This window comes from Aggregatibacter sp. 2125159857, assembly GCF_017798005.1.
In the GTDB taxonomy this organism is placed as follows: Bacteria; Pseudomonadota; Gammaproteobacteria; order Enterobacterales; family Pasteurellaceae; genus Aggregatibacter.
In genome coordinates, this window is the sequence record NZ_CP072548.1 from 252,247 (window position 1) to 273,767 (window position 21,521).

The following is a 21,521-nucleotide window of genomic DNA, read 5'->3' on the forward strand; positions in this document are numbered from 1 at the left end:
ATGATTTTTTGTCTTCTTAATAAACTGTTCTTTAACAAACTGGAAACAAGCTGAAAACGAGACTTTCAAGAAAGTCTGAGTAAGGGTCATTGATAAAAGGCAATGATTCTGAATAAATTAACTGTTACGGCTGACAAACCTAACGTGTTTTTAGCATCAATCTATGATGTAAAGTGAATTTTAACTTTAAATTCCATTTTATCTTCATCAGATTGTTCATCCTAAGAATACTTGAGGTTGTATGGCTAAGTGACAAAGCGTACAAGGTGGATGCCTTGGCAATCAGAGGCGAAGAAGGACGTGCTAATCTGCGAAAAGCTTGGATGAGTCGATAAGAGGCGTTTAATCCAAGATGTCCGAATGGGGAAACCCAGTAGATGAAGAATCTACTATCACTTACTGAATTCATAGGTAAGTGAGGCGAACCGGGAGAACTGAAACATCTAAGTACCCCGAGGAAAAGAAATCAACCGAGATTTTGTGAGTAGCGGCGAGCGAAAGCGAAAGAGCCTGTTAGTGATAGCGATAGAGACAGAGGAACAAGCTGGGAAGCTTGGCGACACAGGGTGATAGCCCCGTACTCGAAGTCCAGGTCGTGGTACTAAGCTAACGAGAAGTAGGGCGGGACACGTGATATCCTGTTTGAAGATGGGGGGACCATCCTCCAAGGCTAAATACTCCTGATTGACCGATAGTGAACCAGTACTGTGAAGGAAAGGCGAAAAGAACCCCGGTGAGGGGAGTGAAATAGAACCTGAAACCTTGTACGTACAAGCAGTGGGAGCCCGCAAGGGTGACTGCGTACCTTTTGTATAATGGGTCAGCGACTTATATTTTGTAGCGAGGTTAACCGAATAGGGGAGCCGAAGGGAAACCGAGTCTTAACTGGGCGTTGAGTTGCAAGGTATAGACCCGAAACCCGGTGATCTAGCCATGGGCAGGTTGAAGGTTGGGTAACACTAACTGGAGGACCGAACCGACTAATGTTGAAAAATTAGCGGATGACTTGTGGCTGGGGGTGAAAGGCCAATCAAACCGGGAGATAGCTGGTTCTCCCCGAAATCTATTTAGGTAGAGCCTTGAGCGGACACCTTCGGGGGTAGAGCACTGTTTCGGCTAGGGGTCCATCCCGGATTACCAACCCGATGCAAACTACGAATACCGAAGAGTGATACTCAGGAGACACACGGCGGGTGCTAACGTCCGTCGTGGAGAGGGAAACAACCCAGACCGCCAGCTAAGGTCCCAAAGTCTATATTAAGTGGGAAACGAAGTGGGAAGGCTTAGACAGCTAGGATGTTGGCTTAGAAGCAGCCATCATTTAAAGAAAGCGTAATAGCTCACTAGTCGAGTCGGCCTGCGCGGAAGATGTAACGGGGCTCAAATATAGCACCGAAGCTGCGGCATCAGACGAAAGTCTGTTGGGTAGGGGAGCGTTGTGTAAGCGGATGAAGATGGTTCGAGAGGGCTGTTGGACGTATCACAAGTGCGAATGCTGACATAAGTAACGATAAAACGGGTGAAAAACCCGTTCGCCGGAAGACCAAGGGTTCCTGTCCAACGTTAATCGGGGCAGGGTGAGTCGGCCCCTAAGGCGAGGCTGAAAAGCGTAGTCGATGGGAAACGGGTTAATATTCCCGTACTTGGTAAAGCTGCGATGTGGGGACGGAGCAGGTTAGGTTAGCGTACTGTTGGATATGTACGTTTAAGTTGGTAGGTGGGAAGTTTAGGCAAATCCGGACTTCCTTAACACTGAGAGATGATGACGAGGCTCTACGGAGCTGAAGTAACTGATACCACACTTCCAGGAAAAGCCACTAAGCGAAAGGCTTTACTAAACCGTACTGAAAACCGACACAGGTGGTCAGGTAGAGAATACTCAGGCGCTTGAGAGAACTCGGGTGAAGGAACTAGGCAAAATAGCACCGTAACTTCGGGAGAAGGTGCGCCGGCGTAGATTGTAGTCCCTTGCGGGCGAAGGTTGAACCGGTCGAAGATACCAGCTGGCTGCAACTGTTTATTAAAAACACAGCACTCTGCAAACACGAAAGTGGACGTATAGGGTGTGATGCCTGCCCGGTGCTGGAAGGTTAATTGATGGTGTAATCGAAAGAGAAGCTCCTGATCGAAGCCCCAGTAAACGGCGGCCGTAACTATAACGGTCCTAAGGTAGCGAAATTCCTTGTCGGGTAAGTTCCGACCTGCACGAATGGCATAATGATGGCCAGGCTGTCTCCACCCGAGACTCAGTGAAATTGAAATCGCCGTGAAGATGCGGTGTACCCGCGGCTAGACGGAAAGACCCCGTGAACCTTTACTATAGCTTGACACTGAACATTGAATTTTGATGTGTAGGATAGGTGGGAGACTTTGAAGTAGTCACGCCAGTGATTATGGAGTCGTCCTTGAAATACCACCCTTTAACGTTTGATGTTCTAACGAAGATTGCGAAACGTGGTCTCGGACAGTGTCTGGTGGGTAGTTTGACTGGGGCGGTCTCCTCCCAAAGCGTAACGGAGGAGCACGAAGGTTTGCTAATCACGGTCGGACATCGTGAGGTTAGTGCAATGGTATAAGCAAGCTTAACTGCGAGACAGACAAGTCGAGCAGGTACGAAAGTAGGTCATAGTGATCCGGTGGTTCTGCATGGAAGGGCCATCGCTCAACGGATAAAAGGTACTCCGGGGATAACAGGCTGATACCGCCCAAGAGTTCATATCGACGGCGGTGTTTGGCACCTCGATGTCGGCTCATCACATCCTGGGGCTGAAGTAGGTCCCAAGGGTATGGCTGTTCGCCATTTAAAGTGGTACGCGAGCTGGGTTTAGAACGTCGTGAGACAGTTCGGTCCCTATCTGCCGTGGGCGTTGGAGAATTGATTGGGGCTGCTCCTAGTACGAGAGGACCGGAGTGGACGCATCACTGGTGTTCCGGTTGTGTCGCCAGACGCATTGCCGGGTAGCTACATGCGGAAGAGATAAGTGCTGAAAGCATCTAAGCACGAAACTTGCCAAGAGATGAGTTCTCCCACACATCAAGTGTGTAAGGGTTGTTTAAGACTAAGACGTAGATAGGTGCGGTGTGTAAGTGTAGTGATACATTGAGCTAACGCATACTAATTGCCCGAGAGGCTTAGCCATACAACGCTCAAGTGTTTTGGGGAGACCTGGAGCATGGAGCGAAGTAGAAGGTAACAGTTAAGAGACGAGACGAAGAAGAGAAAGTGGAGAGTCAGCTTGTTTTAGTTTGAAGAAGACAGAGAAATAAAAAGAAAGAGATAAGAGAGAAAGAGAAGAATATCATCGACCGATTTTTGGCGGCGATAATGCGGTGGACCCACCTGATTCCATACCGAACTCAGAAGTGAAACGCTGTTATGCCGATGGTAGTGTGGGATGTTCCCATGTGAGAGTAGGTCACCGCCAAGCCTAATATTAACCCCTGATGTGAGAGCGTCGGGGGTTTTTGATTTTTCGGGGAAAGTGAGAATTTGTTTATTGTTTTTATTTCATCGAATAGCCTTTAAGCTTATTTTGAAATTTGTAGTAATGATAAATAATTTTTCCTAAAAGTTATTATGATGTGATTTAACATTGGTGAAATATTGGAAATGATGGATTATCGGTGGTAGATCAATATAGAAGATTATGTCGATGTCTAATTTTTCTGATCTCATCAACATTATTAAGCCTACCACTGATTTCTAATTTTATTGAGACAATGGAACCGTTGAATACTCTACTTTATTTTTATTTTTGCGTATTCGCTTAATTACAGCCATCCTTTCCGTTTGAAATACCAGTATGGTGCAAATGCGGCTAACGCCATTAATCCCAAAGCCATCGGGTAGCCAAATTTAAACCCAAGTTCCGGCATATCGTTAAAGTTCATACCGTAGTTGGAGGCGACTAATGTCGGTGGTAAGAAAATTACCGATACAACGGAGAAAATTTTGATAATGCGGTTCTGCTCAATATTGATAAAACCCATTGCCGCTTGTAGTAAAAAGTTGACTTTTTGGAATAGCGATTCATTATGGGGTTGCAAAGATTCAATATCTCGTAAAATTTCACGCGCCTGTTCTAATTGATTCGCCGGCAAACGGGTTTTGCGTACTAAGAAACTGAGCGCGCGTTGTGTATCCATCAAACATAAGCGGACTTTAGAACTGGTGTCTTCTTGTTCCGTTAAGGTTGCTAAGGCTTCATCGAAGGCTTCTCCTTGCGTTCCGTTGAGTATCACGCGGCTTAATTTCTCCAAATCAGCATACACGTTTTCAATGACATCGGCTAATTGCTCAATTTTTGTTTCGAACAAATCGAGCAGTAATTCATAGGAGTTACACTCAATTAAACGCTGATTGCGGGAACGCATCCGATACAAACGGAATGCCGGTAATTCACGATCGCGCAAGGTAAATAAACGCCCATCACGAATGGTGAACGCCACGCTGGCCAAATCAGCATAATCATTTTCATCTTCACAATAAAAGAAAGAGTGTAAGTGCAAACCATCTTCATCTTCAAAAAAACGTGCAGATGCTTCGATATCTTCTAACTCCAAGAAAGAGGCTAAGCTTTGGCCTAAACTTTCTTGTAAGGTTTCCCGCTCTTCTATGGTTGGTTCAATTAAATCAAGCCAAATAGCGGTATTTAATGGCTCAGCAGATTCATCGATGCGAACTAAGCGTGCATCTTCAAGGGCAAAGGCATTTATCATTTTGTCATACTCCCGATTGGACTATGCACAACGCAATGAACAACAATCAAACGAATACAAGTGCGGTCGTTTTTATCCGTATTTTCAACGACAAAAAGAAAGCGATAAGGATTAAGAAGTTGCAAATTTTCGTCTGATAGAAAAGATGCCGAAAAAGAGAAAGGTAAATAAAACTTACCAACGAAACCATCGCCGATAAGTGAGAAAGGCGATAGTTACAGTGAAAACTCCGTTCGGTATCGACTGTGACTGTCCAAAGTGTGTGTCCTCATGTTACTAAATCGCGCGCAATGTTACGCTTGAAAAGTGACTTCGTCAAGGCGTTAATTGGAGGTATTTTAGGCACAAAATCTCACTGATAATGCCTCTAATTGCTGCCAAATGTCATCATTAAATTCTTGTTTTGTGCAGCGTTCTATCTCAGCAAGTTGTTGGAAAAAGAGATAAAGTTTACGATAGGTTAAACGTTGTATGATTTGGCTAAATAATGGACGACGGTTTTGCCATACTTTAAGGTGATCAAAGTGTTCACGTAGTTTAGCTGTCGGCAAAGGATCATCAAGTTTGGCCGGTTGTTCCGGTTTGCTGATCTCTAACAATGTCATCAAATCCCGTTGCAAGGTGCGTAACAAAATAATTGGCTGTACGTCTTCATCTTTTAATCCGATTAAAATGCAGCGGGCGCGGTTGCCTTTGCCGGCAAGCATCGCATCAATCCATTGAAACGGCGTAAAGACAGAAGACTGCTCTACCACCGCATTCACACGCGCAAAACTCAATTTGCGATCGGCATAAAGCAAGTCCAACAATTGTAAGGCTTGCTTCAGCGCCAGTAAATTATTTTCATAGCTGTAGCACAACAGTTGCACCGCTTCTTCGTCAATGCTTAAACCTAAACTTTTTGCCCGATTGCTTACCCAACGTGGCAACTGTTCTACATTCGGCGTTTGACAATTCACCAATACGGCTTCGGGCGCATATTGATTGGCGGCAATAAACCAAGCGTGATTTTCAGTGGCTTTCGTCAGTTTGGCTAGACGAAAAATTGGCAACACATCAGCGTGTAACAAGGAAACGAATTCCAACAGATTCTTCTGCAAAAGTGCGGTCAGATTTTCCGGTAAATCTAAGAGAATGCATTGCTTATTGAAAAATAAGCCCATGGATTGCACACGTTCAAACAACGCATTCCAGTCAGTGGAGGGATTAATTTCCAGCCCCCATTTTTCGTCGAATCCTTGTTTAAACGCAGCTTGTTGAATCGCATCCTGACTTTCAGCCAGTAATAACGGATCTTCACCCACGAGAAAATAAAGCGTTGCGGGCTGACGCGCTAACGAGAGAGAAAGCTGTTCAGGAAAAATACGATTCATTTGTTGCTATGAATTTGGTGCTGTAAAGCCACCATTTTGTTAATTAACTGACGCGCCGCCTGCTCACGCATATCTTGCCAAATCACGTCTTTTTCTGCCGATTTTGCCAATGCCGCACGGGCGTTATCAAAAAATGTGCGATTAACTTTGGTAGTGATTGGGAAACTGTCTTTATTTGGCAATTTCACGCTGGCTTCCACTTCTAAAATCAGCTGTTTTTCCGCCTCACGGCCTTGTTTGAAAATCGATACTACTTGATCTTTGCTCGAAATTTTATTTAAGCGCAATACCGGGACATCCGTTTTATCTTCCACTAAATTCACGTTATTGAGCTGTAACTGACGACGCATGGATAACGCCATATCGCTATAAGGATCACTACTTTCCAATTTTAACGTTTGTAATTCTTGAGGAATCAGTTCACCGTTTTGGAAGTGAAATCCACAGGCAGAAAGCGCCAACACGCCGGCGGATAACCATAAGGTTTTAAGGGGGTTTAGCATAAAATTTACCTTAAAAACCGACCGCACTTTTGTTTTAAGTGCGGTCATTTTTTTGACTAAAAATATGAGCGTTATTCTACAAGACTCCACTGTTTTACACTAGCCTTACCTTGTGCGGAAAGTGCGGTGCATTTTTCGGAGGAATTTTACTTCTTAAGCGCGCCTAAAATTCCCCGCATAATTTGTTTGGTGATTTGGCTGCGGATGTTGCGGCCAACGGCTTTTGCTACGCCGCTGACCAATTCTTCCGTCACAGTCAGTTGCTCGCCACGTTTTTTGGTGCCGAAAATCATGCGGCTAAGGCTACCCATAATGCCGTTTTCTTCTTCCTGCTTGGCCTGTTCCGCTTGTTTTTGCGCTACAGCGGCTAAATCCGCTTGTTGGTTTAACACCTCAAAAGCAGATTCGTTATCCACATAATCTTTATAGAAAGCGTATAAATCGTCGTCTTTTACCCAAGCGGTGCGTTGTTCGGCAGTAATCGGCGCGAGTTGGCTTTTCGGTGGGAAAATGTAAGCAATTTCCACCGGTGTCGGCATGCCTTTTTCATCTAAGAATGACACTAATGCCTGACCCACACCGAGTGTTGAAATGGTTTCAACCACATTTATGTTTGGATTAGCACGGAAGGTTTCTGCGGCCGATTTCACGGCCTTCTGATCGCGTGGTGTAAAGGCGCGCAAGGCGTGTTGTACGCGGTTGCCTAATTGACCGAGCACGGTATCCGGTAAGTCCAACGGGTTTTGGGTCACGAAATAAATGCCCACGCCTTTGGAACGAATCAAACGCACAACCTGTTCCACTTTATCCACTAACACGCTTGGTGCGCCGTCAAACAGCAAATGGGCTTCGTCAAAGAACATGACGAATTTCGGTTTGTCGGGATCGCCCACTTCCGGCAGTTGTTCAAACAATTCTGCCATCAACCAAAGCAAGAACGCGCTGTACATACGTGGAGAGTTAATTAATTTTTCCGAATTAAGCACATTGATGACGCCGCGACCATCACGGGTTTGTAACCAATCATCTAAATTTAGTGCAGGCTCGCCGAATAAATTTGTCGCACCTTCGTTTTCTAAGGTTAATAAGGCACGTTGAATGGCGCCCACACTGGCGGCGGACACGTTGCCATATTCCACTTGGAAGGTTTTGGCATTTTCCGCCACATATTTCAGCATAGCGCGCAGGTCTTTTAGGTCGATAAGCAATAAGCCTTTGTCATCGGCAACGCGGAATACCAGGTTGAGTAAACCTTCTTGCGTTGCGTTAAGATTTAATAAACGGGAGAGCAACAATGGCCCCATTTCAGAAATGGTGGTACGGAGCGGAATGCCGGTTTCACCGAACACATCCCAGAAGGAGACTGGGTAGCCGCTCAAATAGCTTTCGCCGCCTAAATTGAATTGTTCGATACGCTCGGCGATTTTGCCTTGCATCGTGCCCGGCTGTACTAAGCCGGAAAGGTCACCTTTCACATCCACTAAAAACACCGGTACGCCATCGTCACTAAAGGCTTCCGCCATTTTGCGTAATGTCACGGTTTTCCCTGTGCCGGTGGCGCCGGCAATTAAACCGTGGCGGTTCGCCATTTTCGCGGTGATACCAAGTTGTTGGTTTTGGCTGGTTTGGGCGAGTAAATATTGCATATTTTGTTGTTCCTAATTGACTGCGTATTAAGCGAGGCATGATATTTAAAAAACACAGTGCGGTCAAAAATTTCAGTGTTTTTACGTTATAATCTGCCACATTTTATTAGTTTATTAATTTATTAGTGCGATTTGGAGTGAGGTATGTCAAAAGCTGAAGTTTTAATCATAAAAATTGGGGAAGTTGCACAATTGACCTTTGCCGATGGATCGCAATATGAAAGTGCGATTCGTAAGCAGCCGGTCGCGTCGGTGAAAATTCATGCGTTGGGGGCGGAAGGCAATGATGTGGGGTTAAAAGCGCATCACGGCGGCCCGGATAAAGCCTTATTTTTTATGTCTGACGTGTCTTTTCCGGCATTAAATGCCTTGTTAGGCGAAAATTTTACTTACGATAATACGGCAATTTATGGCGAAAATTTTGTGGTATCGGGATTTAATGAAGATTCTGTGTGCGTGGGCGATCGATTTCAAATCGGTTCGGTGCTATTGGAAGTATCTCAACCGCGGAAACCTTGCGAACGGTTGTCGAAAAATACCGAAAATGAAAATACGCAGAAAATTGTGCATCAATCAGGTTGGACGGGTTGGTATGTCCGCGTAATTGAAACCGGTGAGATTCACAAGGGCGATGAGATAATTTTGCAACAGCGTCCGTATCCGCAATTTACCATTCGTTATTTAAATCGTTTATTATCCGATAAACCGAGCATGGCGGAATTGGAACAAGCTCTGGCTATTGAAGAATTAGCCCCGGCATTTAAGCGTTCGTTAAATTCAAAACTGATGAAATTACAAGAAAAACAGAGCTAAATATGACCGCGCTTTTAGATTCAGCTTGCCCTTGTCAATCGAATAAATCTTACGGGGATTGTTGTGGGCGTTTCCATACACATGCGCAATTTCCGGAAACTGCTGAGCAACTCATGCGTTCCCGTTATACCGCTTATGTACTGAAAAATGTGCCTTATATTGTGGACACTACCGTGCCGAGCCAACAGGCGTTACTTAACGTACAAGCCATTCAAACTTGGGCAGAAAATACCCAATGGCTTGGTTTGCAGATTTTAAAGACGGAGACGTTGAGTAAGCTCCAAAGTGCGGTGGAATTTCACGCCGTTTTTCAAGGTGAGGAAGGGGAGCAGACGCATCATGAACGGTCGATTTTTGTGAAAATTGACGATCGCTGGTATTTTGTCGATCCAACGGTGCCGCTGCCGACGATGAAACAACCTTGCGTATGCGGTTCCGGCAGAAAATTTAAGCATTGTTGCGGAGGCTTTTTATGAGTGAGTGGAAAACGTTTGGTACGATCTTTTGGCAGCGTTTTAATCAGAATAAATTAACCCAAGCCGCCGGTTATTTAACGTACAGCACCATGCTTGCCATTGTGCCGTTGATTATGGTGGTGTTTTCTATTTTCTCGGCATTTCCGGTGTTTAACGAGGTAACGGGAGCATTGAAAGCGTTTATTTTCACCAATTTTGCGCCATCGGCAAGTGACATGGTGGGGCAGTATATTGATGAATTTGTGAATAATTCCAAAAAAATGAGCGCAGTGGGGATTATCAGCTTGATTGTCGTGGCGCTGATGTTGATTAATTCTATCGATCGCACATTAAATAGCATTTGGCATGACACCGAAACGCGACCAATTTTTACGTCTTTTGCGATTTATTGGTTGATTCTAACGCTTGGTCCGCTGTTAGTGGGGGTCAGTATTGCCGCTAGCACCTATGTAAAGACTATGTTTGAGAACGCGTCAAACTTTTCTTTCGGGTTGAAACTGTTGAGTTTTGTGCCGTTTTTATCCACGTGGTTTATTTTCACGATGATTTACATGGTGGTGCCGAATAAAAAAGTCAGTATCAAACATTCTGCTACCGGTGCGCTGATTGCCGCGGTGTTTTTCACCTTGGGTAAGCAAGCGTTTGCTTGGTACATCATGACGTTTCCCTCTTATCAATTAATTTATGGTGCGATGGCCACCCTGCCAATTATGTTGCTGTGGATTCAGTTAAGCTGGACGGTTGTGTTGTTCGGCGCGCAATTAGCCGCCGTGTTGGCGGAAGTGCGGTCGAAAAAAATGATGAATTTGGAACAAAGTGAGGAAACAAAATGATCGCATTAATTCAGCGTGTCTCCAGTGCAAAAGTGGAAGTTGACGGTGAAATCGTTGGGCAAATTGGCAAAGGTCTGCTGGTGCTGTTAGGCGTGGAAAAGGATGACGACCGATCAAAGGCAGATAAGTTGGCGGAGAAAGTCCTGAATTATCGTGTTTTCAGCGATGCAGATGACAAGATGAATTTGAACGTACAACAAGTGGCTGGCGAGGTCTTGGTGGTGTCGCAATTTACGTTGGTGGCGGATACACAAAAAGGGCTTCGTCCGAGCTTTTCCAAAGGCGCAACACCATCGTTAGCAAACGAACTTTATGAATATTTTGCACAAAAGTGCGGTGAAAAAGTGAAAGTGGAATGCGGCCGATTTGCAGCGGATATGCAAGTCAGTCTAGTCAATGAGGGGCCGGTGACGTTTTGGTTGCAGGCATAAATTTAAATAAAATGAAGGAAATATTATGAATACAATGCAATTTTTACTGTCAACCGTCATCAGTATTTACGGTTTTATTTTCGTTTTGCGCGCGTGGTTTCAGATTGCCAAGGTGGATTTTTATCATCCGCTTTCTCAGGCGTTAGTCAAAGTAACGCAGCCCGTGTTAAATGTTTTAGGGAAATTTGCGCCTACGGTGAAAGGTGTGAATCTTGCCGCATTACTTGCTTGTTTTATTTTGGGCGTAGGAAAATTAGCGGTGATTCAGTTTTTAGATATGGCAGAAGCTTCACTTGTCGCTTATGTCATTGTTGGCATCCTGAATGTGGTACACGCCGTGGGGGAAGCGATTTTTTATGTGTTATTGATTAGTGCGATAATGAGTTGGTTTAATCGTTCGCCTAACGCCATGCAATATATGTTGTATCAGTTAAGTGAGCCTTTATTGCGCCCGATTCGCAAACTGTTGCCGAATACCGGCATGATTGATTTCTCACCGATGGTCGTGGTATTCGTTTTATTCTTTGCCAACAAAGTGTTGTATGACGTATTTGGCCAACTTTGGGCTATTGCCGCATTATAGATGAGGAAAACATGGCGGTAACCTGTATAGGCAATGATTTACGGTTGGTGATTTTTCTACAGCCTAAATCGGCGCAAGATAAAATCGTCGGATTGCATAACGGTGAATTGAAGGTTTGTATCACGGCACCGCCGATAGAAGGACAGGCGAATACGCATTTGCTGAAATTCCTCAGTAAATTATTTAAAGTGCCGAAAAGTGCGATTGTTTTGGAAAAAGGCGAGTTAAGTCGTCATAAGCAAGTTCTCATTCCTTCACCGAAAGTCCTTCCAAAGGAAATTGAAAGCCTGCTCCCCAAATAAGCCGATAAGAGAGAATCGTAAGGCGTGCTATGAAGATGGCAAGTCAATGTGGATTCCTATGAAAATGAGGGAGTCGCTTTATTTTATGGCGATATTTTGCTATCCTTACGCCTACTTTTGGGGCTGATCTTGGATTCGACGGGATTAGCGAAGCCCGAGGTGCACGTCGAGGTGCGGTAGGCCTCGTAAATAAACCGCAAAAAAATAGTCGCAAACGACGAACAATACGCTTTAGCAGCTTAATAACCTGCTCATAGCCTTCGCTCCCTAGCTTCCGCTCGTAAGACGGGGATCAAGCGGAGTCAAACCTAAACGAGATCGTGTGGACGCCGCCGTTTGAGGATCGAAGCATTAAATGGAATCAAACTAGCTTAATTATCGCGTGTCTGTCCGCAGGGTTAAGCGAATCTTAAAGATTGACTAAACGTGTAGTACTAACGGTAGAGGAATTCCGGACGGGGGTTCAACTCCCCCCAGCTCCACCACTTAACAAGATCTTAAAAGCTCATAAACGGTCAAATTTATTGGAAATTCAATAGTTTGACCGTTTTTATTTAGTATCTTAGTACTGCTCAAAAGATCAGTTAATTTCACAAACGATCACATTTTTTAGTAGTAAAAATGGAAGTAAGAACTTACAATGCGCAAAATCTTACTACCATTTTATGAAATTCCTACCATGGCAAAAATCATCAAACAGCTAACTATTGCACAGGTAAACAACGCCAAAGTGGCAGAAAAGATCTATTATTTATTCGATGGGGAAGGGCTGAAACTTGTCGTCAAGCCTAACGGGGTGAAAACGTGGGTGTTTAATTACAAACGCCCCTACACATTAAAGCGCACCGAAAAAACCATCGGCACTTATCCCACCGTATCGTTAAAAGATGCACGCCAAAAAGCACAAGAATTCCGCCAACTCCTAACCAATAAGATTGACCCGCACGAATTCGAGCAAAAACAAGCTATAGAAGCACTAAAAGAACAGTGCAGTACATTTGCCCATGTTGCGAATGAATGGTTGTTGTATCGTGCGAAAATCGGCAAAGAGCAAGGCAATTACACCGATAAAACGAAAATTGACACAGAAAGACGTGTCAATTCCGCCATTGATTTAATTGGTGACGTGCCTTTCAAAGAATTGACATTAAAACACGGCTTATCCGTGCTTGAACCTTATCGCCAATCAGGTGCAACGGCTGAATTGAAAAAGCGTTATTTAGTTTTAAAGTCTATCGCAGAATATGCTGAACGCTTTGAATATTGGGAAAACAACAAATGGAAATATCTTGGCGATGATTTACCTGCAGTGAACAAAAATAAACATCACCCGTCAATCCATTACAAAGCTTTGCCGGAATTTATGATCAGCCTTGCACGGGCCAACATATCCCAAACGGTGCGCCTTGCGATTTTGTGGGGATTGCTCAACGCCACAAGGGCGAGCGAAACCGTCAGTGCAAAATATTCTAACATCATCGAACATGAGCATTTGCCGAATGGTAAAGTGTGGCAAGTGGAAATTTCAAAAGGGGGGAAAGGGGAGCGTCTGCACCTTGTGCCATTAAGCAAACAGGCAGAAACCTTGCTTTCATACATCAAGCAGCACGCAAGCAAGGAATATTTGTTCCCATCCACCTTGTCAAAGTCGCGAAATGAAAAGCATATCAACAGCCAAACACCGAATGAAGTGATTAAAACAATGGACGGCGGCAAATACAAAGGCACCATGACAAATCACGGCATACGCTCGCTATTCAGTAGCTATTGCAATGATAATCGCCTAGAGTTCGGCTTAGATAAAGAAGTCATCGAAATTTGTCTAAGTCATTTGAATTCCGATGAAATAAGAAACGCCTATAATCGGGCAGAATATCTTCCTTACAGATTAAAGACGTTTCAAGAATGGGCAAACTATGTTGAAAAATGTGCGAATGGTTTATTCAAAGAAATTATTGCCGACAAGTCTTAATGTATTCGTTCAAGTCGCTTTCCGCAATCTTGCGGGAGCGACCGAATTTATAAGACTTTAACTTACCACTTGAAATCCAACGTTTCACAGTCGCTTCTGAACAAATGCCCGTCTGCACGATCTCTTTAATTGAAAAATAGCGTTCCATTATAAATCCTCCACTTTCACAATCAATAAATTCCGCATATCCACTTTGCCGAAATTATGTTCATATTGGTAAACAGTTTGCGCATCTTGCATTGATAATCCGCCTTTTGATTCTGAAACCACAAACCATTCTTTGAATCCCTTTAAATATCTCAAAACAACATATTTGCCAGGAGGATTTGCCGCAAGTTCTGCTTTTCTTTTAGCATCTATCTCATTTTCTCTTTGCTTTCTTACGCGTTCCACATCTTCTAATGTTTCTTGATGTAAAAATCCCATAAATTACCCTTAAATTAAGTGTTTTCCTTAATCTTGAGGAATATCCACAAGCTTAACCCATTCGTTACCCTTTCTACTTGGTAAATCAAAACAAACCAACTTCCACAAAGATCCATCATCACATAAAGCAAACAGCCCGCTTTCTGTTTCCATTTCACCTGCGGTGTGTTCAAAAGCATTTGATACTCCGTAAGCAATTTGAATAATTTTTCTCCCATGTTTCATTGAAACAGGTTTTATTGTTGGCTTTATTGGTTTTTCTTTCACAATTCACCTCTTTTTAACGAATTCACCCAAAAATCCCTCAAACTCTCGCCCCAACCCAAAGCTTGAGCCAACGGAATTTTCACTTCTTCTAAATAAACATCGTCGTTTTCGTAAATAATCCACCGATAGTCATTTAACCGTAGCCGCCCGTATTTGAATAAATAGTTCAAATGTTGTTCAGATGGCATAAATCCGATGGGTTCCATGAGGATTTTTAGCTTTTGAACAATTTTTGAGCGGTTACAGTTACTGACACAAGTCCAAGCGGGGCTATGCCCCTTGTTTGTTTCGGTGGTCTCCGAATCGGCATTATCTGAATGAATAACGCCTTTTTTGATAACCCAATTTTTTAGTTTTGTTCTCACTGTCGCTAAACTAAAGCGGTTTTTCACCCCCACAATCACTTTTCTGGTTTCGCCATATTGATTCGGCTCGGTTTCTTCATAGTCAATGCAAAGCGGTTGGTCGGTGCGCTTTGTCATCGCGCCGCCTTGCACTTGTAAATAACTGGCAAAACATGACACATCCGCCACAGCACGGGCGGTGTCAATGGTGTCATCATCTGCGCTCATGTCTTTTGTCATTTTGCGTAGCTCACGCCACACGGAAATCGGCGGATTGCCGTAGAACTGGAATTGACGAATTCCCCAAAGGTTTGCCCAAGCGCGAACCCGTTGCACGTTTTCATCCAGTTTCAAGCCTTCCACTTCGTCTGAATCTTCATCTTTTTGTTTGCCGGCATAGATATTCTTGGCAATGTATTTCGCAATGTAGGACACAGCAGACCCTTTTTCTTTGTCGATTTCATCTACCCGGCAGCGGTGTTTTTTCGCGCCAAATTCATCACCGTCCAACTCAAGGGCTTTGCTTTTAAATAAACGAATCACCTCATCTTTATCTTTGGTGTTGATATATAACAGCAAGTGCCAGTGTGGCGTTGCATCATGGTGCGGTTCTACCCCACGCATACCGAAAAAGCCGATGCCACGCTTGGCAAACAAGGCCCGCAACTGCACCCACACTTTATTCAAATAAGCGTGGGTTTGACGTGGGTCTGCCCCCTGCCATTTTTTATTATTGGTGCCGTTATTGTGTGTTGCATGAAAAGAGGACGGCGCGGTCATGGTCAGGAATAAAGAGATATAGCCGTTTTCCTCCGCCCATTCGTCCACACCACGCAACCGGTTCATCATTTCGTTGTAGCGAATGGCAGGATTACCGGAAGAACGCAACCACATTTCCAACAACTCAACTTGCTCATTCGGGTCATCAATATTTTCGATGATCATCTGCTTTAAATATTCCAAGTTGGATTTGCGTTGTTCCTTAAATTCACGGAACGCACCTTTAGAAATATACGGGCTGACTTTTGCCGACACTTCGCCACAACCAATCGCCAAATGCTCAATCAAGCGTTTTTGCGCTGTGCGCAAAGTACGGAACCAATGCTTATCGCACACGATTTTCAGCAATTCTGTTTCGATGGTTTGCGAAGAAACCTTATTGGTCTCATGAAAACGCGACCAGCTTTTCAGAGGGAAACCAATTCCCCAACAGGTATCGCCGCACAATTGATAAAGCTCCAATTCAAGGCGGTTAAAGTCGTCCATTGAAATCAAGCCTTGTTCTTTCTCTTTTGCTCGCTCGGCAACAAAATCTGCCTGCAATTTGGTGAACAGGTTGGAAAGTTTGCAGGCGATTTCTTTCAATTGGCGTTCGCCCAACAAATAGAAATGCAACCCTTCCGGCTCTACCTGTTTTTGTTGTGCTAATTCAGCAGAATAGGTTTGGCGGTTTAACAACCAAGAAACAGAAATTCGATAATGTTCAAAAACGGCTCTCAATCTCGTGGTTAAAATTTCACGCAAATAATTGTTGGCATAGATGGCCTGTTTGTTACCGGCACGGAAAGAAATAGACCCGTCATCCGCCACAGATTGAAACGCTCGTAACCATACATTGCGGAAATGCTCACGTTGACGTTTGCGTGGCAAGGAAGAAAGCAGTTTTTCAACATAATCGAAAGATGCTGGGGCAACGGCAAATAGTTCCAATTGCGCAGAGGTTGCCTGTGCATTGTGTAAAGTGCGGTCATTTTTTACCGCACTTTGTGCCATTGCCAAACGCGCTGCTTCCATTGCCTGCTCACGCTTGGCAAGGTTGATGTCGCGTTGTTGCTCCCAGTTCATCATGGCTTATTTACCTATTAATACATGCCTGATTGGCTTTTGCAGATGGCTTCCGAGATTTCCGCCTTAATGGCTTCAATCACTTTTTGCACGTCTTCTAAATTGTTGACGTTTTCGTTTTGCAATTCGCAACGAATCAAAAATTCAAGTACCCCCTCAAAGGTTTTGCAGTAACTGGCTTTGTTGCGCTTTAAATTAATGTCACTGTCGAGTTCCAACTGATAAACCACATAGCCTGTATCTGTAACGCCAAGCTGATAGGTTTTTGAAAGTTCAATAAGGTGTGGCATGGTTAATCTTCCTCGGTTGTATTGGTTGGTTTGGTGTCTATTTGGGTGAATTCCCGTTCTCGGATGTTTTGCGGAAACAAGCTTGAAAGTAATCGCACTTTGCGAAATGCACGGGCAATTTTGGTTTGCCCTTCCTCGGTGTAATGATGTAGTTTTAAGCCGGAATGATGACCGTTGACCAAATCAGCAGTATCAACCCTTGCCAAAGCAAGCAATTCTGTTTTCAACCATTTCGGGCAATTATCAAAAGCGCGTTCTACACGGAATTTGCTATTGCCTAAAAAATGCTGACCGTCATCCCAATTTTTTACATTCGGCACGTCAATTTGATTTGCTTTACAGTATTGCTCGGCAACGGATTCAGTGGCTGATACATACATCACGCACGCTCCTTAGGGTTTATTTACCCAATGTCCAATTCCAAAAACGGCGGAACACGTTTTGTTTTTGCAGCGGATTTTGCGAAGGCAACACAATGCGTTCCAAATTGTCTAAACGCGCCAAGATTTCTTCATTGGTGATGATTTGGTTGGTATTCAGTTGCACTTGTTTTGCATTAATGCGGGTTTGCAAGCCGAATTGTTTTTTCACGTCATTCATAAACTGAAAAAATGAAGTACGTCTTTTGTTTTGTGCTACCACTTTGCGGCTGTATTTTTGTTTAATCATTGTTCAACTCATTAAATTTTGGGTGAAAAAATCCTGTCGTGAGATTTTCATCAAACGACAAGTGGTAAAAATTAGGTTTGGATTTAAAAGTTAGAGATGTTTATTTATCGCTGGGCCAATCATCCCAATCGGCGAAAATATCAATCTGCCGTTCATCGACATTCTTGGCTTTTGTTTCATTGGGAAACTCCGACCATGTCAGAGAGGCTAAGTTAAGTGATTTATGTAAATCATAAACTTCGTCATAATTCACTGTTATTTTGCCCACCATATTTAAGCAATGCGGACAATACACAATCGCATTTTTTAATGTTGGTGAAATTTGATTTGATGTTCTTGTGCTTGTTTTTCTTTTGCACTTAGGACATAAAACTTCAACCGCCATACACACCACCTTTCCTATTTAACTATTCCGAATCACTGCCCAATCGGCATTGATTCGGAGACGCATTCTTCTAATTTCAAACGGATAAAATCTTGTAATTCGCGTTTGTTTTTTGCCGCTTCGGTTTCCAATGCGGCTTTAAAACTTGCCGTTACTCGAAAAGCAATAATTTCGGATTTCAGCTCACGTTTTTTTCCTATTTTTGCCATGTCCTTTCCTTTGTTGTTTTTGTTTACTTTGTTATACTTTGCGTAAATTAAGACTTATTAAATCGGGCAATCACTTCCTTTAAACTTTGCCAAATTTCTACTTCGGTCGGCATAGGTTGATTTGTTTGGTTTGTCGCCCGGTTATGTAATGCGATTAAATACATAGAACTATGTAATAAATTCCCCAACACACTCGCTACACCAAGTAATAAGGCAGGAATATATGATCGACCAATATCACCCAGCGCAGGCGCATTTACTTGCTGAAGAAGTTGAGCGAGCTCAACAAGAGAAAGCGGACAGGGAGGTAAATCCCACAAGGCTTGTTCTTTTGTCGCTTTGTCTAGAGCTGTTAGAGAATTCAAACAAAAAACTCTATCAGCAACCCATAGCTGAACTTTTTCAAGTTGCGAAAAAATATCACTTAGTGAGCGCGCAAAGTCTATCGGCTCGGATTCAACCGACGGCAAATAGCCTAAGTCCTGCGGTACATCAAGATATTGTGTCAATAGCCCTGAGATTGACCGATTCAATAACGACAGATACTCGTCGTTGAGATTAGGTTTAATAGATAACATTGCTATTCATTGCTCCATAAGTAAAAAAATAGACCCCCATGACTGACGAAACACTGGTTATTCCCATTGAAGTTGATTCACCGCTCAACATCACTTTCCATGCCGAGACAGGAGAAATGACGGTGGAATGTTTTCAGTTTGTTTCAGGTGCGCCACAGGCGAAGATGATTCTTCGCTATACACCGCAGGCAACACAAGAAATGCTGCGGGCGCTTGCGATTTTCCAAGAGAAACTCGGTACAACATTTTTAACGCAAGCCACGCCACATAACGTGCAATAAATTGTTTACATTGAAAAAGCATAGCTTTCGTGTTTGTTTCCATTGTTTAACTATTCCGAATCACTGCACAATCCATCATTAGGCTTGACTTCGGTTTCCAATGTTGATTCTGTAGGAATGCTACGCTGAAGATAAATAGACACATTCACTACAACATTCGTAATATTCACATCTCGCCCGGCAACCGTATTGTTATCACCGATAATATGGGTTGATATAGCGTTATCTTTTAACATCGCACCTTGCCTTGGATTCCACTGCGCCGTGATTAACTAATCGCGCCCATTTCGCGTAGTCCTTTCATCACCAACATCCGCACTAATGCAGCTTCGGTTTGTCTCAATTCGGCACATTTTTCCTGCAAGACGGTGCGAATATCGTCGGAAAGCCCTACTTGCACCTGCACTAATTTTTTTCGCACCCGCTTCTCAGCGGCATTTTCTTGAATTTCACTCATATACAACGCTCCCTAAATTGGTTATCATCGGTAACAATCATTGATTTACACCGTAGAAACATTATATCTCAACGTTTGTTGAGATTTCAAGAGGTTTTTATAAATGAATGTTGATTTTTTGCAATCTATTAATGAACGCTTAAAAAATGAACGCAACAAATTGATGCTTACTCAAGTTGAAATGGCAGAAAAATGTGGCGTAACCCCAACAACTTATTCGAATTATGAATTGGGTAAAAGGAAACCCGATGCGAAGTTTTTACAAAAATTTTCCGAGATAAACGGCGATGTCCAATATCTATTTACAGGGAAAAGAACTGCTGGCTTCCTTAATGAACAACAAGCAATGATGTTAGAACTCTACCATAGCTTAAATAATGAACAAAAAAGTGACGTTTTCGCGTATATGTATGGTTTACGTTCAGGTGCATTTAAAGGTGGAATTAATGAACTTCTTAAATTAAATAAAGAAAATAATTCAAAAATCATTAATCAATCAGTAAAAGGCAATCACAACATTGTCGCAGGGCGCGATGTTAAAAGATAAAGCTATGTCAAATCATATTACCGGCGATAACAATACGGTTGCCGGGCGGGATGTTAACATCACGAATATCTATCATAAAGAAGATACCCCTTTCCCGCGCACCAGATTAGTAGCTGAAATTCTTGCTGTGCGTAATTGTTCTGCGCACCTTGAATTTGTGATCAATACGCATGCCGATAAATGTTATGGATCACACTATTTTAAAGAAATGAAAGAAACCGAGTTGCAAGCAATGCACGAATTTGCCTGCCACTTGCGCGACTTACTGGCTGAACAACAACCGCCTGGCTTAGTAAGACAGTTGTTATTGTGGATTAAAGGCGCAAAGAGAACAAGCAGGTAAAGTTTTAAATTAGCGAAATTATCGTTTTTAATAACCTATAAGGATTAATAAATGCAAACTACAATTTATGGTGATCATAATCTTGTTGCTGGAGGAGATATTAATATGCCGGAACCTACACATATTTATGCACTTTCTGAATGTATTGCTACCGAACAAGATGCTGATTTTTATCAGAAAATCATAAATTTATTTGATGATAAATTATTACTTATAAAAGAGTTTGCTGAGATTAATAACCTTCCTTATGGCTTTTATGTTCAATGGATAAAGGGTAAACAGCTCCCTCTTGATAAGCTACCTATGATCACCCTCAATAATGAGCAGTGGCATTATGCTATTGATGACAGCTTTATTTATTTTTCTAATCCAAATTATGTACTTATGATACAAGAAAACTCTCTCCATAGGTACGAATATCATGAAGAGTCAAAACCTGAACAGAAAATATACAAAATAGAAATGTTATATAAAATTATTCAAAATATCAGAGTTAGTATTCGCGCTTTAAAAGATGAATTGAGTATGCATAAAGCTGATTATAGTCACTCATTTCAAAAAGAGTTATATGATGCGTTAGAAAAAATGGATTTTAGTTATAATGATTTGAATATAAAAATGGAAAAATTTTTTGAAAGTAGAAGAAGAACAACTGAGAAGTGGGACGAAAATCAGAATGTTATATTTGAGAATTACTTTATGAGAGTGATTGGCGATAAAAAATATGTAAATGAATGGATTGATAACTTATTGAGAATAACAAAAGTACAATTAGATTATTTAAAAAAAGACGGTAAGAGAGAAGCGCAATAATATTACATTAAATTCCCTTTGGCGACTTTGTATGATATTTGTTACAACACGTAGTTACAGGTTGAAAATCCGCAAACATAACCATTCAAAATTTCCACCTGTCACCGATGATTGGCGTATTATGTGTGATTGCATAATCACACAAGCCCCCGTGGAGAACGTGGGCTTTTTATTAGGATAAAACAATGAAAAAACTATTCTTAATTTTAACCGCACTTTGTTTGATTTCAGCCCCTACCCTTGCCAAAAGCAAAAAAACCAATGCGGAGCAGTTTAGTTGTGACGACGGCAAACGCACCTGCAAAGATATGGATAGCTGTGATGACGCGAAATTCCATTTGAGGGAGTGCGGCATGCAGAAACTGGATAGGGATAGAGATGGTGTGCCTTGTGAGAGTATTTGTGGGTAGAGGTTT

General features: G+C 42.7%; 28 protein-coding genes, 2 rRNA genes and 1 other RNA gene. 15 read left to right on the forward strand and 16 right to left on the reverse strand.

The features are described 5' to 3' along the window. Positions 1–243: 243 nt before the first annotated feature. Positions 244–3,140 (forward strand): 23S ribosomal RNA (locus J5X96_RS01200). 172 nt (positions 3,141–3,312) lie between these two features. Then, a 5S ribosomal RNA gene (rrf, locus tag J5X96_RS01205) occupies positions 3,313–3,428 on the forward strand. A 343-nt stretch (positions 3,429–3,771) separates the two neighbouring features. On the opposite strand, the gene corA is transcribed toward rrf, so the two are convergent. The 4 genes from corA to J5X96_RS01225 all read right to left on the reverse strand — a co-directional run bounded on the left by corA (position 3,772) and on the right by J5X96_RS01225 (position 8,241). Next, positions 3,772–4,719 (reverse strand): magnesium/cobalt transporter CorA, encoded by a 948-nt coding sequence (corA, locus tag J5X96_RS01210; RefSeq protein ID WP_021616961.1) that lies wholly within the window; start codon positions 4,717–4,719, stop codon positions 3,772–3,774. Positions 4,720–5,057: 338 nt separating this feature from the next. Next, positions 5,058–6,092 carry a DNA polymerase III subunit delta gene (gene holA, locus J5X96_RS01215; protein WP_209363805.1) on the reverse strand — a complete coding sequence of 345 codons (1,035 nt, stop codon included), beginning with the start codon at positions 6,090–6,092 and terminating at the stop codon, positions 5,058–5,060. Next, entirely contained in the window at positions 6,089–6,595 is a 507-nt protein-coding gene (gene lptE / locus J5X96_RS01220; protein ID WP_209363807.1) for an LPS assembly lipoprotein LptE, read from the reverse strand. The genes holA and lptE overlap by 4 nt, the downstream gene beginning before the upstream one ends. A 146-nt stretch (positions 6,596–6,741) precedes the next feature. After that, positions 6,742–8,241, reverse strand: coding sequence for a helicase HerA-like C-terminal domain-containing protein (locus J5X96_RS01225; protein WP_209363809.1), 1,500 nt, complete (start codon positions 8,239–8,241; stop codon positions 6,742–6,744). Positions 8,242–8,385: 144 nt separating this feature from the next. Here J5X96_RS01225 and J5X96_RS01230 point away from each other — a divergent pair, with 144 nt between their 5' ends. The 8 genes from J5X96_RS01230 (at position 8,386) to J5X96_RS01265 (ending at position 13,651) form a co-directional block, all read left to right on the forward strand. After that, on the forward strand, positions 8,386–9,054 hold the full coding sequence (locus J5X96_RS01230; protein WP_209363811.1) for an MOSC domain-containing protein: 669 nt from the start codon (positions 8,386–8,388) through the stop codon (positions 9,052–9,054). Positions 9,055–9,056: 2 nt separating this feature from the next. Continuing rightward, positions 9,057–9,530 (forward strand): YchJ family protein, encoded by a 474-nt coding sequence (locus J5X96_RS01235; RefSeq protein ID WP_209363813.1) that lies wholly within the window; start codon positions 9,057–9,059, stop codon positions 9,528–9,530. Next, positions 9,527–10,363 (forward strand): virulence factor BrkB family protein, encoded by an 837-nt coding sequence (locus J5X96_RS01240; protein ID WP_209363815.1) that lies wholly within the window; start codon positions 9,527–9,529, stop codon positions 10,361–10,363. The genes J5X96_RS01235 and J5X96_RS01240 overlap by 4 nt, the downstream gene beginning before the upstream one ends. Then, positions 10,360–10,794, forward strand: a complete 435-nt coding sequence (dtd, locus tag J5X96_RS01245; protein ID WP_209363817.1) for a D-aminoacyl-tRNA deacylase — start codon at positions 10,360–10,362, stop codon at positions 10,792–10,794. Before J5X96_RS01240 ends, dtd begins: the two co-directional genes overlap by 4 nt. A 25-nt stretch (positions 10,795–10,819) precedes the next feature. Further along, entirely contained in the window at positions 10,820–11,377 is a 558-nt protein-coding gene (locus J5X96_RS01250; RefSeq protein WP_209363818.1) for a YggT family protein, read from the forward strand. Between the two features lie 11 nt (positions 11,378–11,388). After that, positions 11,389–11,679 carry a DUF167 family protein gene (locus tag J5X96_RS01255; protein ID WP_209363820.1) on the forward strand — a complete coding sequence of 97 codons (291 nt, stop codon included), beginning with the start codon at positions 11,389–11,391 and terminating at the stop codon, positions 11,677–11,679. A gap of 119 nt (positions 11,680–11,798) precedes the next feature. After that, positions 11,799–12,164, forward strand: a transfer-messenger RNA (tmRNA) gene (gene ssrA, locus J5X96_RS01260). Between the two features lie 155 nt (positions 12,165–12,319). Beyond that, entirely contained in the window at positions 12,320–13,651 is a 1,332-nt protein-coding gene (locus J5X96_RS01265) for an integrase arm-type DNA-binding domain-containing protein (protein WP_209363822.1), read from the forward strand. Here the strand turns inward: J5X96_RS01265 and J5X96_RS01270 are convergent. From J5X96_RS01270 to J5X96_RS01315, 10 genes are all read right to left on the reverse strand, one after another. Continuing rightward, positions 13,632–13,799 (reverse strand): helix-turn-helix domain-containing protein, encoded by a 168-nt coding sequence (locus J5X96_RS01270; RefSeq protein WP_049367448.1) that lies wholly within the window; start codon positions 13,797–13,799, stop codon positions 13,632–13,634. The two genes, J5X96_RS01265 and J5X96_RS01270, sit on opposite strands and share 20 nt — an antisense overlap. Then, positions 13,799–14,077, reverse strand: coding sequence for a hypothetical protein (locus J5X96_RS01275; RefSeq protein WP_209363824.1), 279 nt, complete (start codon positions 14,075–14,077; stop codon positions 13,799–13,801). The genes J5X96_RS01270 and J5X96_RS01275 overlap by 1 nt, the downstream gene beginning before the upstream one ends. Before the next feature lie 27 nt (positions 14,078–14,104). Beyond that, positions 14,105–14,344 carry a hypothetical protein gene (locus J5X96_RS01280; RefSeq protein WP_209363826.1) on the reverse strand — a complete coding sequence of 80 codons (240 nt, stop codon included), beginning with the start codon at positions 14,342–14,344 and terminating at the stop codon, positions 14,105–14,107. Beyond that, positions 14,341–16,536, reverse strand: a complete 2,196-nt coding sequence (locus tag J5X96_RS01285; protein ID WP_209363827.1) for a replication endonuclease — start codon at positions 16,534–16,536, stop codon at positions 14,341–14,343. Before J5X96_RS01285 ends, J5X96_RS01280 begins: the two co-directional genes overlap by 4 nt. A 14-nt stretch (positions 16,537–16,550) precedes the next feature. Next, positions 16,551–16,823: a hypothetical protein gene (locus tag J5X96_RS01290; protein ID WP_245193471.1), complete on the reverse strand. Its 273-nt coding sequence runs from the start codon at positions 16,821–16,823 to the stop codon at positions 16,551–16,553. 2 nt (positions 16,824–16,825) lie between these two features. After that, a complete protein-coding gene (locus J5X96_RS01295; RefSeq protein WP_209364729.1) occupies positions 16,826–17,203 on the reverse strand; it encodes a hypothetical protein in 378 nt (125 codons plus the stop codon). A 19-nt stretch (positions 17,204–17,222) separates the two neighbouring features. Further along, entirely contained in the window at positions 17,223–17,492 is a 270-nt protein-coding gene (locus tag J5X96_RS01300) for a hypothetical protein (RefSeq protein ID WP_245193472.1), read from the reverse strand. 100 nt (positions 17,493–17,592) lie between these two features. Further along, positions 17,593–17,877 (reverse strand): hypothetical protein, encoded by a 285-nt coding sequence (locus J5X96_RS01305; protein WP_209363829.1) that lies wholly within the window; start codon positions 17,875–17,877, stop codon positions 17,593–17,595. A gap of 32 nt (positions 17,878–17,909) precedes the next feature. Beyond that, positions 17,910–18,086, reverse strand: coding sequence for a hypothetical protein (locus J5X96_RS01310; protein ID WP_209363831.1), 177 nt, complete (start codon positions 18,084–18,086; stop codon positions 17,910–17,912). Between the two features lie 47 nt (positions 18,087–18,133). Next, positions 18,134–18,664 (reverse strand): hypothetical protein, encoded by a 531-nt coding sequence (locus J5X96_RS01315; RefSeq protein ID WP_209363833.1) that lies wholly within the window; start codon positions 18,662–18,664, stop codon positions 18,134–18,136. 38 nt (positions 18,665–18,702) lie between these two features. Between J5X96_RS01315 and J5X96_RS01320 the strand changes: the two genes are divergently transcribed. After that, on the forward strand, positions 18,703–18,945 hold the full coding sequence (locus J5X96_RS01320) for a hypothetical protein (protein ID WP_209363835.1): 243 nt from the start codon (positions 18,703–18,705) through the stop codon (positions 18,943–18,945). A gap of 50 nt (positions 18,946–18,995) precedes the next feature. On the opposite strand, the gene J5X96_RS01325 is transcribed toward J5X96_RS01320, so the two are convergent. Next, positions 18,996–19,181 carry a hypothetical protein gene (locus J5X96_RS01325; RefSeq protein WP_209363836.1) on the reverse strand — a complete coding sequence of 62 codons (186 nt, stop codon included), beginning with the start codon at positions 19,179–19,181 and terminating at the stop codon, positions 18,996–18,998. A gap of 32 nt (positions 19,182–19,213) precedes the next feature. After that, positions 19,214–19,402, reverse strand: a complete 189-nt coding sequence (locus tag J5X96_RS01330; RefSeq protein ID WP_209363838.1) for a hypothetical protein — start codon at positions 19,400–19,402, stop codon at positions 19,214–19,216. 103 nt (positions 19,403–19,505) lie between these two features. Between J5X96_RS01330 and J5X96_RS01335 the strand changes: the two genes are divergently transcribed. The 4 genes from J5X96_RS01335 (at position 19,506) to J5X96_RS01350 (ending at position 21,515) form a co-directional block, all read left to right on the forward strand. Next, positions 19,506–19,949 (forward strand): helix-turn-helix domain-containing protein, encoded by a 444-nt coding sequence (locus J5X96_RS01335; RefSeq protein ID WP_209363840.1) that lies wholly within the window; start codon positions 19,506–19,508, stop codon positions 19,947–19,949. Positions 19,950–19,953: 4 nt separating this feature from the next. Further along, positions 19,954–20,292, forward strand: a complete 339-nt coding sequence (locus J5X96_RS01340; protein ID WP_209363842.1) for a hypothetical protein — start codon at positions 19,954–19,956, stop codon at positions 20,290–20,292. 51 nt (positions 20,293–20,343) lie between these two features. Beyond that, entirely contained in the window at positions 20,344–21,105 is a 762-nt protein-coding gene (locus J5X96_RS01345; protein WP_209363844.1) for a hypothetical protein, read from the forward strand. Positions 21,106–21,290: 185 nt separating this feature from the next. Beyond that, positions 21,291–21,515, forward strand: a complete 225-nt coding sequence (locus tag J5X96_RS01350; protein ID WP_209363845.1) for an excalibur calcium-binding domain-containing protein — start codon at positions 21,291–21,293, stop codon at positions 21,513–21,515. The last annotated feature ends 6 nt before the right edge of the window (positions 21,516–21,521 follow it).

Excerpts from the sequence above, each read along its gene's own strand:
- corA (WP_021616961.1), bottom strand. The coding sequence starts at position 4,719 with ATGATAAATGCCTTTGCCCTTGAAGATGCACGCTTAGTTCGCATCGAT.
- holA (WP_209363805.1), bottom strand. The coding sequence starts at position 6,092 with ATGAATCGTATTTTTCCTGAACAGCTTTCTCTCTCGTTAGCGCGTCAG.
- lptE (WP_209363807.1), bottom strand. The coding sequence starts at position 6,595 with ATGCTAAACCCCCTTAAAACCTTATGGTTATCCGCCGGCGTGTTGGCG.
- J5X96_RS01225 (WP_209363809.1), bottom strand. The coding sequence starts at position 8,241 with ATGCAATATTTACTCGCCCAAACCAGCCAAAACCAACAACTTGGTATC.
- J5X96_RS01230 (WP_209363811.1), top strand. The coding sequence starts at position 8,386 with ATGTCAAAAGCTGAAGTTTTAATCATAAAAATTGGGGAAGTTGCACAA.
- J5X96_RS01235 (WP_209363813.1), top strand. The coding sequence starts at position 9,057 with ATGACCGCGCTTTTAGATTCAGCTTGCCCTTGTCAATCGAATAAATCT.
- J5X96_RS01240 (WP_209363815.1), top strand. The coding sequence starts at position 9,527 with ATGAGTGAGTGGAAAACGTTTGGTACGATCTTTTGGCAGCGTTTTAAT.
- dtd (WP_209363817.1), top strand. The coding sequence starts at position 10,360 with ATGATCGCATTAATTCAGCGTGTCTCCAGTGCAAAAGTGGAAGTTGAC.
- J5X96_RS01250 (WP_209363818.1), top strand. The coding sequence starts at position 10,820 with ATGAATACAATGCAATTTTTACTGTCAACCGTCATCAGTATTTACGGT.
- J5X96_RS01255 (WP_209363820.1), top strand. The coding sequence starts at position 11,389 with ATGGCGGTAACCTGTATAGGCAATGATTTACGGTTGGTGATTTTTCTA.
- J5X96_RS01265 (WP_209363822.1), top strand. The coding sequence starts at position 12,320 with ATGCGCAAAATCTTACTACCATTTTATGAAATTCCTACCATGGCAAAA.
- J5X96_RS01270 (WP_049367448.1), bottom strand. The coding sequence starts at position 13,799 with ATGGAACGCTATTTTTCAATTAAAGAGATCGTGCAGACGGGCATTTGT.
- J5X96_RS01275 (WP_209363824.1), bottom strand. The coding sequence starts at position 14,077 with ATGGGATTTTTACATCAAGAAACATTAGAAGATGTGGAACGCGTAAGA.
- J5X96_RS01285 (WP_209363827.1), bottom strand. The coding sequence starts at position 16,536 with ATGATGAACTGGGAGCAACAACGCGACATCAACCTTGCCAAGCGTGAG.
- J5X96_RS01290 (WP_245193471.1), bottom strand. The coding sequence starts at position 16,823 with ATGCCACACCTTATTGAACTTTCAAAAACCTATCAGCTTGGCGTTACA.
- J5X96_RS01295 (WP_209364729.1), bottom strand. The coding sequence starts at position 17,203 with ATGTATGTATCAGCCACTGAATCCGTTGCCGAGCAATACTGTAAAGCA.
- J5X96_RS01300 (WP_245193472.1), bottom strand. The coding sequence starts at position 17,492 with ATGATTAAACAAAAATACAGCCGCAAAGTGGTAGCACAAAACAAAAGA.
- J5X96_RS01305 (WP_209363829.1), bottom strand. The coding sequence starts at position 17,877 with ATGGCGGTTGAAGTTTTATGTCCTAAGTGCAAAAGAAAAACAAGCACA.
- J5X96_RS01310 (WP_209363831.1), bottom strand. The coding sequence starts at position 18,086 with ATGGCAAAAATAGGAAAAAAACGTGAGCTGAAATCCGAAATTATTGCT.
- J5X96_RS01315 (WP_209363833.1), bottom strand. The coding sequence starts at position 18,664 with ATGTTATCTATTAAACCTAATCTCAACGACGAGTATCTGTCGTTATTG.
- J5X96_RS01320 (WP_209363835.1), top strand. The coding sequence starts at position 18,703 with ATGACTGACGAAACACTGGTTATTCCCATTGAAGTTGATTCACCGCTC.
- J5X96_RS01325 (WP_209363836.1), bottom strand. The coding sequence starts at position 19,181 with ATGTTAAAAGATAACGCTATATCAACCCATATTATCGGTGATAACAAT.
- J5X96_RS01330 (WP_209363838.1), bottom strand. The coding sequence starts at position 19,402 with ATGAGTGAAATTCAAGAAAATGCCGCTGAGAAGCGGGTGCGAAAAAAA.
- J5X96_RS01335 (WP_209363840.1), top strand. The coding sequence starts at position 19,506 with ATGAATGTTGATTTTTTGCAATCTATTAATGAACGCTTAAAAAATGAA.
- J5X96_RS01340 (WP_209363842.1), top strand. The coding sequence starts at position 19,954 with ATGTCAAATCATATTACCGGCGATAACAATACGGTTGCCGGGCGGGAT.
- J5X96_RS01345 (WP_209363844.1), top strand. The coding sequence starts at position 20,344 with ATGCAAACTACAATTTATGGTGATCATAATCTTGTTGCTGGAGGAGAT.
- J5X96_RS01350 (WP_209363845.1), top strand. The coding sequence starts at position 21,291 with ATGAAAAAACTATTCTTAATTTTAACCGCACTTTGTTTGATTTCAGCC.